This window comes from Fructilactobacillus hinvesii, assembly GCF_024029435.1.
GTDB lineage: Bacteria > Bacillota > Bacilli > Lactobacillales > Lactobacillaceae > Fructilactobacillus > Fructilactobacillus hinvesii.
Map to the genome: position 1 here is coordinate 1,057,257 of NZ_CP097118.1, position 15,917 is coordinate 1,073,173.

17 protein-coding genes are annotated in these 15,917 nt (G+C 44.0%); 1 reads left to right on the forward strand and 16 read right to left on the reverse strand.

Annotated features, from left to right (window positions below):
- Positions 1-25: 25 nt before the first annotated feature.
- The gene (locus tag M3M39_RS05330; RefSeq protein ID WP_252796841.1) at positions 26-388 is read right to left on the reverse strand and encodes an Asp23/Gls24 family envelope stress response protein; all 363 of its coding nucleotides are present in this window, start codon (positions 386-388) and stop codon (positions 26-28) included.
- 192 nt (positions 389-580) lie between these two features.
- On the opposite strand from M3M39_RS05330, the gene rpmB reads away from it, so the two are divergent.
- Positions 581-766: a 50S ribosomal protein L28 gene (gene rpmB / locus M3M39_RS05335; protein ID WP_252767240.1), complete on the forward strand. Its 186-nt coding sequence runs from the start codon at positions 581-583 to the stop codon at positions 764-766.
- 65 nt (positions 767-831) lie between these two features.
- Here the strand turns inward: rpmB and M3M39_RS05340 are convergent, their stop codons facing one another.
- The 15 genes from M3M39_RS05340 to M3M39_RS05410 all read right to left on the reverse strand — a co-directional run bounded on the left by M3M39_RS05340 (position 832) and on the right by M3M39_RS05410 (position 15,878).
- Positions 832-1,476, reverse strand: a complete 645-nt coding sequence (locus tag M3M39_RS05340; RefSeq protein ID WP_252796842.1) for a thiamine diphosphokinase — start codon at positions 1,474-1,476, stop codon at positions 832-834.
- Positions 1,477-1,493: 17 nt separating this feature from the next.
- Positions 1,494-2,153, reverse strand: a complete 660-nt coding sequence (gene rpe, locus M3M39_RS05345) for a ribulose-phosphate 3-epimerase (RefSeq protein ID WP_252796843.1) — start codon at positions 2,151-2,153, stop codon at positions 1,494-1,496.
- Between the two features lies 1 nt (position 2,154).
- Entirely contained in the window at positions 2,155-3,051 is an 897-nt protein-coding gene (rsgA, locus tag M3M39_RS05350) for a ribosome small subunit-dependent GTPase A (protein WP_252797982.1), read from the reverse strand.
- A 5-nt stretch (positions 3,052-3,056) separates the two neighbouring features.
- Entirely contained in the window at positions 3,057-4,397 is a 1,341-nt protein-coding gene (gene rsmB / locus M3M39_RS05355) for a 16S rRNA (cytosine(967)-C(5))-methyltransferase RsmB (RefSeq protein WP_252796844.1), read from the reverse strand.
- Complete coding sequence (gene fmt / locus M3M39_RS05360) at positions 4,378-5,331, reverse strand: methionyl-tRNA formyltransferase (protein WP_252796845.1); 954 nt, start codon at positions 5,329-5,331, stop codon at positions 4,378-4,380. Before fmt ends, rsmB begins: the two co-directional genes overlap by 20 nt.
- Positions 5,332-5,340: 9 nt before the next feature.
- Entirely contained in the window at positions 5,341-7,755 is a 2,415-nt protein-coding gene (gene priA, locus M3M39_RS05365) for a primosomal protein N' (protein WP_252796846.1), read from the reverse strand.
- 29 nt (positions 7,756-7,784) lie between these two features.
- Positions 7,785-8,981 carry a bifunctional phosphopantothenoylcysteine decarboxylase/phosphopantothenate--cysteine ligase CoaBC gene (gene coaBC / locus M3M39_RS05370; protein ID WP_338028467.1) on the reverse strand — a complete coding sequence of 399 codons (1,197 nt, stop codon included), beginning with the start codon at positions 8,979-8,981 and terminating at the stop codon, positions 7,785-7,787.
- Between the two features lie 117 nt (positions 8,982-9,098).
- The gene (gene rpoZ / locus M3M39_RS05375; RefSeq protein ID WP_252796848.1) at positions 9,099-9,296 is read right to left on the reverse strand and encodes a DNA-directed RNA polymerase subunit omega; all 198 of its coding nucleotides are present in this window, start codon (positions 9,294-9,296) and stop codon (positions 9,099-9,101) included.
- Positions 9,296-9,913: a guanylate kinase gene (gmk, locus tag M3M39_RS05380; RefSeq protein WP_252796849.1), complete on the reverse strand. Its 618-nt coding sequence runs from the start codon at positions 9,911-9,913 to the stop codon at positions 9,296-9,298. Before gmk ends, rpoZ begins: the two co-directional genes overlap by 1 nt.
- Before the next feature lie 70 nt (positions 9,914-9,983).
- A complete protein-coding gene (gene recN / locus M3M39_RS05385) occupies positions 9,984-11,687 on the reverse strand; it encodes a DNA repair protein RecN (protein ID WP_252796850.1) in 1,704 nt (567 codons plus the stop codon).
- Positions 11,688-11,715: 28 nt separating this feature from the next.
- A complete protein-coding gene (locus M3M39_RS05390) occupies positions 11,716-12,534 on the reverse strand; it encodes a TlyA family RNA methyltransferase (RefSeq protein WP_252796851.1) in 819 nt (272 codons plus the stop codon).
- 11 nt (positions 12,535-12,545) lie between these two features.
- On the reverse strand, positions 12,546-13,400 hold the full coding sequence (locus tag M3M39_RS05395) for a polyprenyl synthetase family protein (protein ID WP_252796852.1): 855 nt from the start codon (positions 13,398-13,400) through the stop codon (positions 12,546-12,548).
- Complete coding sequence (locus M3M39_RS05400; RefSeq protein WP_252796853.1) at positions 13,400-13,678, reverse strand: exodeoxyribonuclease VII small subunit; 279 nt, start codon at positions 13,676-13,678, stop codon at positions 13,400-13,402. The genes M3M39_RS05395 and M3M39_RS05400 overlap by 1 nt, the downstream gene beginning before the upstream one ends.
- Positions 13,665-15,026 carry an exodeoxyribonuclease VII large subunit gene (xseA, locus tag M3M39_RS05405; RefSeq protein ID WP_252796854.1) on the reverse strand — a complete coding sequence of 454 codons (1,362 nt, stop codon included), beginning with the start codon at positions 15,024-15,026 and terminating at the stop codon, positions 13,665-13,667. The genes M3M39_RS05400 and xseA overlap by 14 nt, the downstream gene beginning before the upstream one ends.
- The gene (locus M3M39_RS05410) at positions 15,027-15,878 is read right to left on the reverse strand and encodes a bifunctional 5,10-methylenetetrahydrofolate dehydrogenase/5,10-methenyltetrahydrofolate cyclohydrolase (protein ID WP_252796855.1); all 852 of its coding nucleotides are present in this window, start codon (positions 15,876-15,878) and stop codon (positions 15,027-15,029) included.
- Positions 15,879-15,917 lie beyond the last annotated feature (39 nt).

The window sequence follows — 15,917 nt, forward strand, 5'->3', positions numbered from 1 at the left end:
CAATCTCCCTCTTAATTCAAACTTGCTAGTCGTTGATGACCTTAACTCCCTGGACAAATACATTCACAGAGTCAGCGGTTACCCCTAACATTGTTTCTAAATTATATTTAACTTTGGCCTGAACCGTCCGAGAAACCTCGGAAATTTTGGTTCCGTAGCTGACGATGATGTTAACATCAACCTGAATCTCATCGTCAACCTGGCGTACCACAATTCCACGTGAATAGGCATCCCGCCGTAAAATTTCATTCATACCATCTTTAATTTGATTACGGCTAGCCATTCCGACTACCCCATAGTTATCGGTAGCCGCACCGCCGACTACCGTAGCAATTACATCGTTGTCAATGTCGATTGATCCATATTTAGTGTTCATTTTTACAGCCATCGGATGCATCTCCCTATTTTTAACGAATTTCTCACGATACCATATCTTACCATACTGGTTTTAAAAACCAAAACATTCATTTTTAACTGTCAAGTAAGATTACTTGAAAGAAAGATTGCAATTAACCACTATTTGTGCTAGATTAGTTATATAGCTAATTACGCTTTATTTTAGAACAAAGGAGGGATTTTCATGGCTAAGGATGCTTTAACTGGAAAAAGAACCCACTTTGGTAACCGTCGTTCCCACGCTTTAAACGCTTCGAGACGTAGTTGGAAGCCAAACTTGCAAAAAGTTCGGATTTTAGTTGATGGTAAACCAAAGAAAGTTTGGTTAAGTGCCAGAACTTTAAAATCAGGTAAATTTAAACGGGTTTAAGCTTTATTCCACATTTTAATTAATTAAAACAAAAGAGCAACCGCAACTGCGGTTGCTCTTTTGTTTTAGTCATGACTTTGAATCACCATTAAAATGCCCCGGTCAAAGGTAAACGTACCCCGATCCTTTAAAAACTCATTACTAGAAAATGAAGTGGGTCGTTGCACCGCAAACCGATCTAATTGATACTTTTCATCTGGCAGGGTCAATTTAGTTGGTTCCAGTGCAACAAAATCCAAGTATTTCATTCCCGGTTGTTTTTCGACCACATTCGTTCCTGGTTGATAAAACTGAATCCAATTATGAGCATCTTGCAGCGTTAATCGGGTAATCACGTCCTGTAAAAACGGTCGATACACCATGAGCAAGTTCGTCAATAATTGATCTAACCGTCCTCCAGAAAAACCATACAAAACTAACTGGGCGGTAGGATAGTGCTGTCCTGCAAATTGAAGGGCTAATTCCGTATCAGTTTCGTCCTTAATGGGACTAGACTGATGCACAATGGAAACGTTGTCCTTAATCAGTGCAAGCTCATCCGCGGAAACAGAATCAAAATCACCAATTGCAGCTACCGGCGTGATTCCCATTGCTAATAAATGGAGATTCCCGCGATCAATCCCAATGCAAGGATTTCGGTGTAACCGTTGTTGGAGGTCAGCGGGCCACTCTGATTGGGGACCTCCGGCGAGCAAATTAATTGTTTTCATTGGTCTATTCCTTAACCTTAAAAATCAGTGGCTTTTTTAATTGCTTCCACCCGTTCTGCTGGATTAGGAGCACCAAAAACGTATGAACCAGCAACAGCAACATCTGCTCCTGCCTCGTATGGTTTAACAACCGTTTGATCATTAACTCCACCATCAATTTCAATTGTGAAGTTGTAATCAGCGTTTTCGTTACGCAATTGATTAAGTTCTTTAATCTTACTAATCGTTTCTGGAATGAATTTCTGCCCACCAAAGCCAGGGTTAACCGTCATTACTAAGACTTGATCTACCAAATACAACACGGGTTTGATGGCGCTAACTGGGGTTCCGGGATTAATTACCACTTCGGCCTTTACTCCCTTATTTTTAATCATTTGTAAAGCTCGATGAATGTGGGGAGTGGCTTCAACATGCACCCCGATTAAGTCTGCTCCGTTGTCAGCAAATTGATCAACGTAACGTTCTGGATTTTCCACCATTAAATGGCAATCTAGTTCCATTTTAGTGATGGGGCGAATTGCTTTTACCCAACCGGGTCCATACGAAATGGCTGGAACAAACAAGCCATCCATTACGTCAATATGCAGAACTTCTGCTCCCGCTTGATCAACCTTTTCAATGCTACTTTGGAGGTTTACGTAATCTGCACTTAAAATTGATGGTGCCACTTTAATCATGTTAATTTCCTCTTTTCCGTCGGTAGACCGGTTTTTGAGCCTTGATGGATTGATACTGGTCTACGTAGTCTTCATATCGGCTCGTTAAAATTGTACCATTTTTTACCCCCTGCTTCACAGCACAGTTGGGTTCGTTAATGTGCAGGCATTCGCGAAATTTACATTCGGGTGCTACCCGTACAAAGTCAGGATAGTAATTTTTGAGCTCGGTCGCTTGAATGTCCAACGTTTCAAAAGATGAAAAACCAGGAGTATCAGCAACCAGCCCATCGTTAATGGTGACTAACGAAACTTTTCTCGTGGTATGTTTTCCCCGACTGAGGGCCTGAGAGATTTCTCCCGTTTCTAACTCTAAACTTGGATCCAAGTGATTCAACAGAGTTGATTTCCCCGCTCCCGTTTGCCCCATGACTACGGTCTGCTTGTGCGGTAATAATGCCTTTAGTTTCTCATCGGCATCTGAATCTGTGGTTACAACAACCGGATAACCAACCTGATCCCGATATTTTTGCACTTCTACTAGAAAAGCTGAACGAGCCTGATCATTTAAAAGATCTACCTTAGTAAACACTAAAACGGGTTGAATGTGTTCACGTTCCAAGGCTACCAATTCCTTATCCAGTAAACTCGCGGAGAAATCTGGTTCAATCGCGGAAGTTACAACTAAAGCTTGGTCCGTATTGGCAATCGGAGGCCGTACCAATTCATTAAACCGGGGAAGCACCTTTAAAACATAGCCCTCCCGTTGGTTAGGGGCATCAAACTCAACCCAATCACCTACCAGCGGCTTAATTTGGTGCTTGCGAAAGTTCCCCCGGGCTCTCGTCCGATAAGTCTTACCATTTACCACAATGTCATAAAAACCACTCAAAGATTGATAAATTTTTCCCTTTTGCACGTTTGTCATTCTGCTACCTTTCTTAATGCGGCCACAAAGAACCCATCTGAACCATAATCGTCTGGATAAATTTTTAACTCTGGTACTTGACGTTGGGATTTTAACTCCAACTTGGTCGAAACCCGTACTGATTCAAAGTTGGGATGGGAAGCTAAAAACTGCTGCACGTTTGCTTGATTTTCTTGCTCTAAAATCGTACAAGTACTATAAATCAAGGTCCCACCCACCTTTAACTTGGGCGCCACCGCCCGTAGAATGGCTTGCTGAATCGTGGCTAATTTGGCCACGTCTGTGGGGGTTTTTTCATACCGAATCTCTGGCTTGCGTCGAATTAGACCAATTCCAGAGCACGGCGCGTCAACCAAAATTTGATCAAAGGTTTGGTCAGCAAACTCCGTTCCAACTTTTCGAGCATCCAACGCTTGAGTAATAATCCGATCACTAACGCCCAGCCGTTGCGCATTAGTTTGAATCTGGCGCAATTTTTTATCGTGTAAGTCTAATGCCCGAACCGATCCAGTGGTTAACTGTTCTGCAATTTGGGTGGTCTTGCCTCCAGGAGCAGCACATGCATCAAGAACCTGATTATCAGATTGAAGGTGCATCGCTTGCACCGGCAGCATCGCACTTTCATCTTGAATCGTGTATAACCCCGATTGAAACAGTTTTGAATGAGCTGCTACTCCATGATTAAGAACCAAGGCATCAGCCGCAACCTTACTAGGACGGACCGTAAACCCTTCTGCTTCTAGTTGTGCTTGTAGCTCACCCGGGGTTGTCTTCGTTTGGTTCACTCGAATCGACTGGTTAGCTGGCTGATTAATCGTTGCCAGTAACCGTTCCGTTTTTTCCTGACCAAGTTCGTCAAGTAACGTTTGCACGAGCCACACGGGCACGCTTCTGGTAATTGACAATCGTTCTAGCGGATCCTTAATTTCAGAAAGTGCTGGCAAACCGTGCCGGGCAATGGTATGCAACACCCCCGTGACTAAGCGTCGAATCCCATCATGCCCGCGTTGCTTCGCAATTTTAATCGACTCATCAAAAATTGCCCGATTCGGCACCTTATCTAAGTACTCCATTTGATAAATAGCACTATCAAGGAGCTCAATGACCCACGGTTGTAGTTTGTTAGCATGATTAACCAATTGTTCAACGTAGTAATTTAACGTTAATCGGTGCTGGATGACGCCATACACAATGTTAGTAAACAAGCGAATGTCCTGCTTTGACATGGTAGAATTATCAATCACGTTGTTAATCTGCAGATTGGAGTAGGCCCCATTATGCACCCGTTCTAAGGTTTCAACCGCTAGTGCTCGTGGATTACTCTTGTTTGTACTCATCAATAAATTGGTCTCCTGTTTGTAGTTGTTGATTCCCGTTTAAAAAGGCTTGAATCTCTGTTTTGGGTTTGCCTGCTGGTTGTAATTGATTAACCTGTAAAACCGTGTGGTCCCCAGCAGCAAGAAGTAAGGTCTGCTTTGTCCGTTCAACCACTCGTCCCGGAGCAAACTCGGTCGTTTGTTCGACTGGTTGAACATCCCAGAATTTATAACGTTGCCCCTGAACCAAAGCATAAGCCCCTGGATCTGGACGTAATGCCCGGACTTTACAATCTAAAGCTCGGGCTGTTTTCGTAAAATCTAACTGCTCTTCTCCCCGTTTAATCGTTGGGGAGAAAACAACTTCGGCTTCATTCTGTTTTTGGGGGGTAATTTCATGCTTAGTCAACTTGGGCAACGTCTCTAATAACAAATCGCGTCCTACTAGGCTCAGCTTTTGAAACATTGATGCCGTATCATCATGGTCAGTAATTGGAACGCTGGCCTGGGCTAAAATATCACCAGCATCCATTTCCTTCACCATGTACATAATTGTAATTCCGGTCGTTTGATCCCCATTCATGATTGCATACTGGACGGGTGCTCCCCCCCGATACTTGGGTAGTAAAGAGCCATGCACATTTACCGCTGCAATTTGGGCGGCATTTAATAACTTGGTGGGCAAAAACTGGCCGTAAGCAGCCGTCACAATAAAATCTGGTTTGAGGTCAATTACTTGCTGTAACTCGGGACTGCCACTAAGTTTTTCTGGTTGTAACACTGGCAATCCTAATTCTTCAGCCGTTTGTTTTACAGGAGACGCCGTAAGTCGATGCTTGCGACCAACCGGACGATCTGGTTGGGTAACGACGCCAACAACTTGGTAGTGTTCGTTTAGGGCCTGTAAAATTGGAACGCTGAATTGGGGTGTTCCCATGAAAATAACTGTTTGCATTTCTTCCTCCTACATAAAACTCTGGGGTTCCACGTCGATTGCAATCCGAAATCCCTTACGCACCTCTTTTTGAGAAATAGCTTGAATCCGATTTAGTGCTGCGGGTAATTGCCGATCGTGCTTGTACTTAACGATAATTTGATAATAATACCGATTCTTAATTCGGGCAATTGGTCGGGGAGTGGGACCGAGGATTTCGGTTGTCTGGGCAACGTTATCATGTAATAAACTGGAAACCCGCCCGGCTTCTGCCGCAGCTTCCTTTTCCTTTAAAGCACTCACGGTGACCAATACGGTATAGAAATAGGGACTGTAACCGGCCAGATGGCGAAGTTGCATTTCTCTGTGGAAAAAGGCTTCATAATCCTGACGTTGAGCCAATTGAATCGCATAGTGCTCTGGATTAAAGGTTTGAATAATAACCTGACCGGCTTTTTCAGCTCGTCCGGCTCGCCCGGCTACCTGAGTCAGGAGATCAAAAGTTCGTTCGCTGGCACGAAAATCCGGCAATTCTAACCCAGTGTCTGCATTCAAAACTCCCACTAGGGTCACGTCTGGAAAATCCAATCCCTTCGCAATCATTTGTGTTCCTAACAAAATGTCGGCTTGGTGAGCACCAAATTGCTGTAAAATACGCCGATGAGCGCCTTTTTTTCGGGTCGTGTCAACGTCCATCCGTAAAATTCGGGTTTGCGGCAGTAACTGTTGCAGTTGTTGGGTTGCCTTCTCTGTTCCCGTTCCAAAGTAACGAATATGATGCCCATGACAATGAGGACATTCGGTCGGAATTGCCGTTTCATAGCCACAGTAATGACATTTCATGGTGTGACTGTCGAGGTGCATAGTGAGTGAAATGTCACAATGCGGGCACTTTAAAACGTAGCCACAATCACGACACAACATGAAAGACGAAAAGCCCCGCCGGTTTAATAACAATACGGCTTGTTCATGTCGATCAATGGTAGCTTGAAGCGCCTGCAATAGCTCATTTGAAAATAAATCCCCCGTGCGTTCAAGGGCATTCGTCATATCAACCACTTGGATTTCCGGTAGCTGTTGCCCGTTAATCCGCTCTGGCAGTCGAAGAAGGTGGTAGACGTCCTTTTCAGCTCGAGCACGTGATTCTAAAGATGGGGTCGCACTCCCCAAAATCACCGGACAGTGATGATACTGCGCCCGCCAAAGAGCAATATCTCGCGTGTGGTAACGCGGGTTATCACTCTGTTTATAACTTGGGTCGTGCTCTTCATCCAAGATGATTAATCCCAGGTTTTGTAATGGTGCAAAAATAGCCGAACGGGCACCTACGACCACCTGCGCTGTTCCTTCATTAATGCGCCGCCACTCATCATACTTCTCACCATTTGAGAGTCCACTATGTAAAATTGCTACCTGATCGCCAAACCGACGTTTCACCCGGGTCACCATTTGGGGAGTCAATGCAATTTCTGGGACTAACATTAGAGCTTGTTCGTCCTGATCTAATGCTCGCTGAATCGTTTGCAGATAAACCTCTGTCTTTCCAGATCCCGTCACCCCTTCTAGTAAAAAAGTAGTCGGTTGCTGGTCGGTAACGGCCGCATTAATCGTGCTAACCGCATGCTGTTGATCCGTCGTCAATCGTTTCGGTTGATCTCTGGCAATTGGATGTTGTTCTGGATTACGGTACTTTTCCACGGTGGTTTTGGTAATCCAACCACGGTTTTCAAAGTTTTTAATTACGGCTGGAGAAATGCCAGTCTGTTTGACTAATGTCCGTTGTTGCAGGGGCGTCTTTGGGTGTCGTTCCAACTGATTCAACAACGCTAGCTGGCCGGTGGCATTCTTGCGAATGGACTCCCGACACCGTTCAAAATCTTGAATCTGATTTAAGACCGCCAGTTCCGTTTTGGGTTTCGCTTGGTTATGCACCTGATACTGAATTTGCACCTGTCCTTGCTTACGCAATTCTGTCAAACGAGCTAGCTCCTGATTAGAAAAATGGTCTTGATCTAGCGGAATCGCATCCTGATGCGGAAAATGATCTAATAGCCACGGATCGGTAACAGGGGCCACTGGAACCACTAAAGTTTGATACTTAGCCTTCATTACGTTAGGTAACATGGTTAATAAACAACTAATGCGAAAGGAATAGGTTGTCTCTGCTAACCACTGCGATAATTTAAGCAGTTCAGTATTTACCACTGGATGCAAATCCATCAAACTGGTAAGTGATTTTAATTGCGTAGTAGCAGTTGCTGCTTTCTCAGTATCATGATCAACTTTCACTACAAACCCTTCCACCTTCCGGTTCCCCTTCCCGAAAGGAACTACAACCCGCATTCCCGGTTGAATTTTTGTCTCCAGTTCTTTAGGAACAACATACGAATATGGAAGATTAGTTTGCATGGTGGGAACGTCCACGATTATTTCTGCAATTGTCATGCTGTTCCCCCTTCCCTTGTTTTTAAAAATTATGGTAGCTTCTTTTTGACTACCGTTAAAATGCGTTCCGCAATCTTGGTTTTAGCTTCCACTGGGGTTTGTTCCTTAAAACCATCTGCACCAATGATTGTGACCTGATTATTGTCACCATTAAAACCAATTTGCGGATTACTAACGTCGTTTAACACAATTAAATCTACCCGTTTCTGGTGTAATTTTTTCATTGCGTTCTCACGTAAATTTTGGGTCTCAGCGGCAAAACCGACCACTAATTGCTGGGGTTGCTTTTTAGTTCCCATTTCTTGTAAAAGGTCATGATTAGCCTGTAGATGTAAGGTTAATTCCGCATTGGCTGCCGTTTTTTTTATCTTTTGGGAGGCTGTTTGCTGCGGGCGAAAATCACTAACAGCCGCCGCCATTAACAAAACATCTGTTTCTGGAAAAAAACGGTGTAACTGGGTTTCCATTTCACGAGCAGTTTGGACCCGGACCAACTGAACTCCTGGTGGGGTTGGCAACGTAACGTTGGCACTAATCAAGGTAACCACGGCACCGTGTTGCTGGGCCACCTGTGCCAGTGCATACCCCATCTTTCCTGACGAACGATTCGATAGATACCGAACCGGATCCAAAGCTTCTCTAGTACCGCCCGCGGTAATCAAAAGCCGTTTACCCTGCCAATCTTGCTTTGTCAGTGCTTTAGTAGCAGCTGCCATAATGGTCGGTGGTTCGGGCATTCGCCCCTCGGCCGCGTAGCCCTCTGCTAGAAAACCAATCTCCGGAGTGAGAATTTGTACCCCATCCTGCTGTAACTGAACGCAGTTTCTCTTGGTAGCTGGATTATGCCACATTCCATCATTCATTGCTGGAACGATTAATTTTTTAGCAGTAGCTGCCAAAAAAGTGGTCGTTGCCAAAGAATCAGCAATCCCGTTAGCAGCTTTAGCAATAAAATCGGCCGAAGCTGGGGCCACCAAATTTAAATCTCCCCACTGGGCTGCTTCAACGTGAACTACTCCTTGGTTTGGCGACTGCCAGTCATCATCTATAAGAACCGGGTGACCGGCCAGAGTTTGAAACGTTAAAGGCGTGATAAATTCGGTCGCGGCCCGGGTCATTACTACAACAACATCTGCGCCCGCTTTTTTTAATAGCCGTAGCAAATAAACCGCTTTATAAGCGGCAATACTACCCGTTATATATAGCGTAATTTTTTTCCCATTCATCATTTACTCCATTTGCTTCGTTAATTTAATTATACCGAATTAAATTTTCAATTAATAAAAAAGACCACTACGCCTGGGGCCTAGCTATCCCACTACGTATGGTCTTTTTTGTTCTAATTAGGCTTCGTTTTCAATCTTTAAAACCCCAGCCGCAATTTCTTCTAAAGCCTTGCCAACTGATTTAGAGTTTTCGTAATGACTAAGTAATGGAGCAGCTCCTTGGTCGAGTTCCTCGGCCCGTTTACTTGCTAACATTACCAACGAATAACGAGAATCTACGATTTTTAATAAATCATCAATTGATGGATACAGCATTAGATTTCATCTCCTAAACTATCTAGATAATCTGGCATGACTCGTTTGACCTTTAACCGTTCACTACGAACGATATCTTTAATCTGATTAACAGCATTCTCAATTTTATCATTGACCACGGCATAATCATAGTTTTGCATCATATGAATTTCTTTACTAGCCGTTTGAATTCGTTTGTTAATCACTTCTAAATCATCTGTGCCCCGACCCACGAGCCGACTCCGCAATTCTTTAATGTCTGGCGGTGTCAAAAAGATGAAAATGCCATCGGGACAATTAGCCCGCACTTGTAGCGCTCCGTTTACTTCGATTTCTAAGAAAACATCATGTCCGGCTTCTAGTTGCTGGTTAACGTAGTTCAGTGGAGTCCCATAATAATTATCCACGTACTTAGCGTACTCTAGCATCTCTCCGTTTTTAATGTGATCTTCAAACTCTTCTTTAGAAACAAAATAGTAATCAACCCCATTTTGTTCACCGTCGCGCGGTTGTCTCGTGGTCATTGAAATTGAATAGTTAAAATCAACGTTTGGATCCTCAAATAGTGCTTTTCGTACCGTTCCTTTTCCAACCCCAGATGGACCAGAAAGAACAATTAACATCCCGCGTTTTGTCAATTAAACCGCCCCTTCATCAATATGCTTATTAATAACATTATGGCGGTTTTAGGTCAAATAATCAATAGCATTATGCTTCTGCTTGCTTGGCCTTTTCAGCTAAATTCAACAATTCTTGAGCGTGTTCCAACGTTAGTTTAGTCACAGTTGTCCCAGCCAACATCCGGGCTAACTCATTCACCCGCTTCTTTCCGGAAATTGGTTCAATCGTGGTTTCCGTTCGGCCGTTCTGATCAACGTGTTTTTCAATGTAATCCTGGTGATCAGCCATCGCAGCCACTTGCGGTAAGTGAGTAATGCAAAGCGCCTGCGACTTTAAGCTGATGCCATGAATCTTATCCGCAATCGCTTGGGCGACCCGACCAGAGACTCCGGTATCCACTTCGTCAAAGATAATTGAAGTTACTCCCTGCACTCGAGAAAAAATCGTTTTGAGTGCCAGCATAATCCGAGATAGTTCTCCTCCAGAAGCAATTTTATTCAAAGGAAGCATTGCCTCCCCTGGATTAGTACGGAGGTAAAATTCTACAGTTTCAATCCCAGTCGCATTAAAATGTCCCGCCGGCAGACTATTAAACCGGGCTTCAAATTCGGTTTTCTCCATGTACAAATCCGCTAGTTGCTGGTGAATTGCCTTGGTCAGGTCTTTGGCACCCTGATGTCTAATTTTCATCAACTGGGCTCCCAGTTGGTTCAAGCTAGTTTCAGTGGCTTTTAATTGTGCTTCTAAATCATTACCGTTGTGGTTTTCTGCCTGCATATCAGCTAATTCAGCCGAAATTTTGTCATAGTAAGCCAAGATTTGTTCAATGGAATCCCCATATTTGCGCTTTAATTCAAAGATTGTATTTAACCGGGCCTCTACCTCATCGAGCCGGCCTTGATCAAATTCCAAAGAATCTAGCTGATTAGAAATTTCACCAGTTGCATCTTGGAGCATGTAGTACGCGCCCTTAATGTTCTCTGCAATTTGTTTAAACTCGTCTCCTAACCGTTCAACCGACTCAATGGCTCCCATCGAATCACCAATCATATCTAAAGGACTAATCGTTTCGTCTCCTTCGATATCCGCTAGACTTTGACTAAGACTATTGCTGATGGTCTGAAAGTTATTCAGCCGATCTCGTTCTCGCAACAGTTCTTCTTCTTCTCCATCGGTTAAATCAGCTTTTTCAATTTCATTCACCTGATACTGCAACATGTCAAAACGCTGAGCTCGGGCTTTCTCATTCTGGCTTTGATTGCGAAGGGCACGACTAATCTTTTGGTATTTATCAAAAGTGGTTTGATATTTTGCCAACGTTGGTTGTAGTTTAGAGCCGATAAATTCATCCAGTAAACTTAAGTGCTGATCAGGCTGCATCAACGCTTGATGTTCGTTTTGCCCATAGATATCAACCAGCGTCTCTCCAATTTGCTTCAAAGTCGTCGTATTCACGAGCATCCCATTCACCCGACAGATGTTGCGTCCATTCCGATACAGTTCGCGCTGCAAAATAATGTTGTCATCATCATGATCAATGCCAAATTCATCCAACTTTTGTTCTGCAATCCCAGCTGGCGGAACTTGAAACAGCCCCTGCAGCACCGCTTTGTTAGCCCCAGTTCGAATGAAATGTTGAGAACCACGTCCTCCGGCTAGTAGACCAACGGCATCAATAATAATGGATTTCCCGGCACCAGTTTCACCCGTTAAAACCGTCATGCCAGTTTCAAAGTTTACTGCCAGTTGCTCAATAATCGCAAAATTTTTAATTGAAATTTCTTTTAACATACCATCACCTTCTTTCAATCAAGCCAGTTTACTTCCGTAACGTTTTATACGCTTGGTCTTGAACGGCGGGAATCGAAATTTCGGGATTAATGGTTGGTCGTTCGTTGGCTTGTAGGTGTACCAAGAATTCGATGTTTCCTTCTCCACCGGTAATGGGGGAAAAGTCCAAATTTAACACGGAAAATCCAGCAGCAACTGCATACTGGAAGACATTCTCAATGACTGCGCGATGAACGGCAGGATCTCGCACAATTCCGTGCTTGCCGACGTGTTCCCGCCCGGCTTCAAATTGAGGCTTAATCAGGGCCACCACTTCTCCATCGGGTTGTAAAATCGGTTTAAGGGGATTTAGAATCAATCTTAGTGAAATAAACGAAACATCGATTGAAGCAAACGCTGGCTGTCCCGCAGTGAAATCAGTGGGTTTACTGTACCGAAAATTGGTGTTTTCCATTACGATTACCCGAGGATCATTGCGTAGTTTCCATACCAGTTGATTCGTACCTACGTCCAAGGCATAACTTAACCGTGCTCCATTTTGCAACATCACATCTGTAAAGCCTCCGGTCGAAGACCCAATGTCTAAGACAATCTGATCTGACACCGAAATTTGAAAAGAGTCGAGGGCTTTCGCTAATTTTAGGCCCCCTCGACTAACATATGGCATCACATTACCCTTTAGATGCAGTTTGGTCTCACTTGGGATCTTCATCCCAGGTTTATCTAGACGCTGTTCCTTTTCATCTAAGACCTCCCCCGCCATTACAGCTCGTTTGGCCTGTTCGCGGCTTGTAAACAAGCCTTGTTGTACTAAGAGAACGTCAATTCGTTCTTTTTCTTTTGCCATCGCATCGGTTCCTATTCTTTAAAATACGTTAAAAAACTCTGTAGCAATTCGGAATTAGAAAGGGGTTTAAGAGCCGCTTCTCCTGCCGCAATTGTCTCATGAAGGACCTGATGAGCCTGCTGGCTGCCTAATAAGTTTACATAAGTGTTTTTTCCAGCATCCTCATCTGTCTCGGATTGTTCATCAAGTAAGTCATCATAAATTTGAAAGGCAACGCCAAACTGCCAAGCAAATTTTGCGAACCGGTCCCGCTCTTCAGAAGTTGCTTGCCCCATTACTGCTCCAGCCATCACGCTGTAATAAAACAACGCCCCGGTCTTTTTGCGGTCTAAATCCTGAAGCGCAGTTACCGCTAGCTGCTTCCCCGTAGCTTCCATATCAATCAGTTGCCCCGCTACCATTCCTTTAGAACCCGCTGCCTCAGCCAACAAGCGTACTAATTCAGCAATCTGAGTAGCTGGGAGTCCACTACTGGCCAAAGTGGTAAAGGCATCCGTCAGTAAACCATCCCCCGTTAAAACCGCCTGAGCCGTTCCAAACTGTTTATGGCTAGCTAACTTACCACGTCGATAGTCACTATCATCCATTTCCGGAAGATCATCATGAATCAAGGAATAGGTATGCACCATTTCTACTGCCACACTAGCTTGTAATGGCTCCGCTGTAATCGGGGTTTGCAGGGTTACTAACGTTGCCAGCGTTAGTAACGGCCGTAATCTTTTTCCCCCCGCAAGTAAAGAATAAGCTAGTGATTGTTGTAATGACGGTTCCGTGGTTTCGTTTGCAATGATTGTCTTTAACTGAGATTCGATTTGGGGACGATACCGTTGTGTAAATGCAGTTAAGGTAGTTGATTTTAAATTCATTAAAACGGAACATCTCCATCTGTCTGACTCTCACCATTGGCCTGCTTTTCGTAACCCTTATCCCGCGTGAATGGTACTTCTTCTCCGTCAGGATTCATCATTTTAGTCAGAGTGTCTTCAGCATTTTGTAACGTTTGTTGCATAGTTTGACTTAGTTTAACTCCCGCTTGAAACTCACTTAAAGCCTTTTCCAAAGGAACGTTGCCATTCTGGAGTTCCTGTACAATTTGTTCTAAGCGTTGCATGTTTTCTTCAAAAGTGGGTTTATTGGTTGGCATGATGATCTCCTTTTGCTGGTTGAATCTTTGTAATGTCTGCAGTAGCATTGCCATCACTAAAAGCAATCGTTACCTGTTCGCCCGGTTGGACCTGCTGTACGGATTTTATTAACTGCTGTTGTTGATTATGCACCAAACTATAACCCCGGCTCATAATCTTAAGTGGACTCAGATGGTCTAATGCTGACACGTTAGCACGCAGCTGTTCTTGCTGCTGCTGTAGTTGCGCTGTCATCGCCTGTTCTAAATTCTGACGTTGATAGTTTAACTCCCGCCGTTCCTGTTGAATTAGATTGTGAGGAGAATTAGCCGTTAAATTACTACTAGCCAGGGCTAACCGATTTTGCTGTTCCGTTACAATCCGCTGCATTTCCTGTTGTAATCGTTCGGTTAATTGATCGCGTTGTTGAATGTAAGTTTCATATAACCGTTGGGGTTGTTGAAAAACATAAGTTTGCCGCAACTGATCCAAGCGTTGCTGTTGTAGCTGGAGAATGTGATTCATACTGGTCCCGAGCGTTGCTTGCCAGGTTTGCAGTTGTGCTAACACATCACTTAAAACAGGCGAAGCTAACACACCGGCTTGTGTAGGGGTTGAGGCACGGACATCCGCAACTAAATCGGCAATGGTATTATCCGTTTGATGCCCCACCGAAGAAATAATGGGAACTTGGCTAGCATAAATCGCACGAGCCACGCTCTCTTCGTTAAAAGGCCATAAATCCTCGATGGATCCACCTCCCCGACCAATGATTAATGTATCAAAATTACCTAATTGGTTGACTCGTTCAATCTGGGCTACGATTTCTCCGGCAGCATTCTCACCTTGGACGGCTGCTGGAAAGAGAACCACTTGAATTTTGGGATCGCGCTTGCGCACCGCATCAATGATGTCACGAATCACCGCCCCACTTTGCGATGTTACTACTGCAATTCGTTGTGGATATTGGGGCAGTGGTTGTTTGTGTTCAGGAGCAAAAAGACCTTCTTGATATAACTTTTGTTTTAGTTGTTCATAGGCGACATACAGATTGCCGACCCCATCTGGTTCCATTCCTTCCACGTAAATCTGATACTGACCACTCCTCGGGAAGGTCGAAATTCGGCCGGTAATTAGAACCTTCATTCCTTCTTCTGGCGCAAACTTAACCTTTGCAAACTGACCCTTCCACATCACAGCACTAATTACAGATTGATCATCCTTCACGCTAAAGTACTGATGCCCCGGTCGTTTTCGCCAGTTAGAAATTTCTCCCGTTAAATAAACCCGCTTTAAATAGGGATCGCGTTCGAATTTCCGTTTAATGTATTGATTTAAAGCAGTTACGGTTAAATATTCATGTTGCATCTAAATCCCCCACTCACTCATTTCCACCGTTTGCTGCATTAGGGTTGCGATCGTCATTGGTCCTACCCCGCCTGGAACAGGAGTTATTTTAGCAATGTTAACCGTTGTTTCTGGATAATCAACGTCTCCGACAAGGTGACCAGCTTCATCTAAATTCTGCCCTACGTCAATTACAACCGTTTGGGGTTGAAAATCAGTATCATTTAGTAAATGAGCCTTACCTACTGCAGAAATTACAATATCAGCCGTTTTTAAGAAGTCACTACGATCCCGGGTTTGGCTGTGTAAAATTGAAACCGTAGCTCCGGCATTTAATAATAGAGCTGCTAAAGGTTTGCCAACGATTGAACTTTTTCCAATCATCACAACGTTGGCACCTCGTACTGAAATCTGGTTTGTGGCTAACAGGGTCATGACGCCCCGGGGAGTACAAGCTACTGGATAAGGACCCGGAAGATTGAGATAAAGTTTTCCAACGTTAGTGGGGTGGAATCCATCAACATCCTTGTTGGGGTCAATGGCTGCGATTACCTTAGTTTCATCCAGATGGTCTGGTAACGGGGATTGTACGAGGATGGCATTGATTTGCTCATCATGATTTAAAGTCGCGATAATTTCCAGTAATTCACCTTCCGAAATACTCTCCGGAAGGTGTTTTAGTACAGAATAAATTCCTAATTTCTGTGCTTGTTTTTCTTTCATCCGCACGTAGCGTTCACTAGCCTGATTATGACCAACTAACACCACCGCCAGACCGGGAATAATCCCATGTTCTTTTAAAAATTTAACGCGTGCTTTCGTTTTTTCATTTAACGTTTGTGCTGCTTTACGACCATCAATTAATTGAACCATCTCTCCCACTCCCCTTTCAAACTTAGTTTTAGTTTAGCA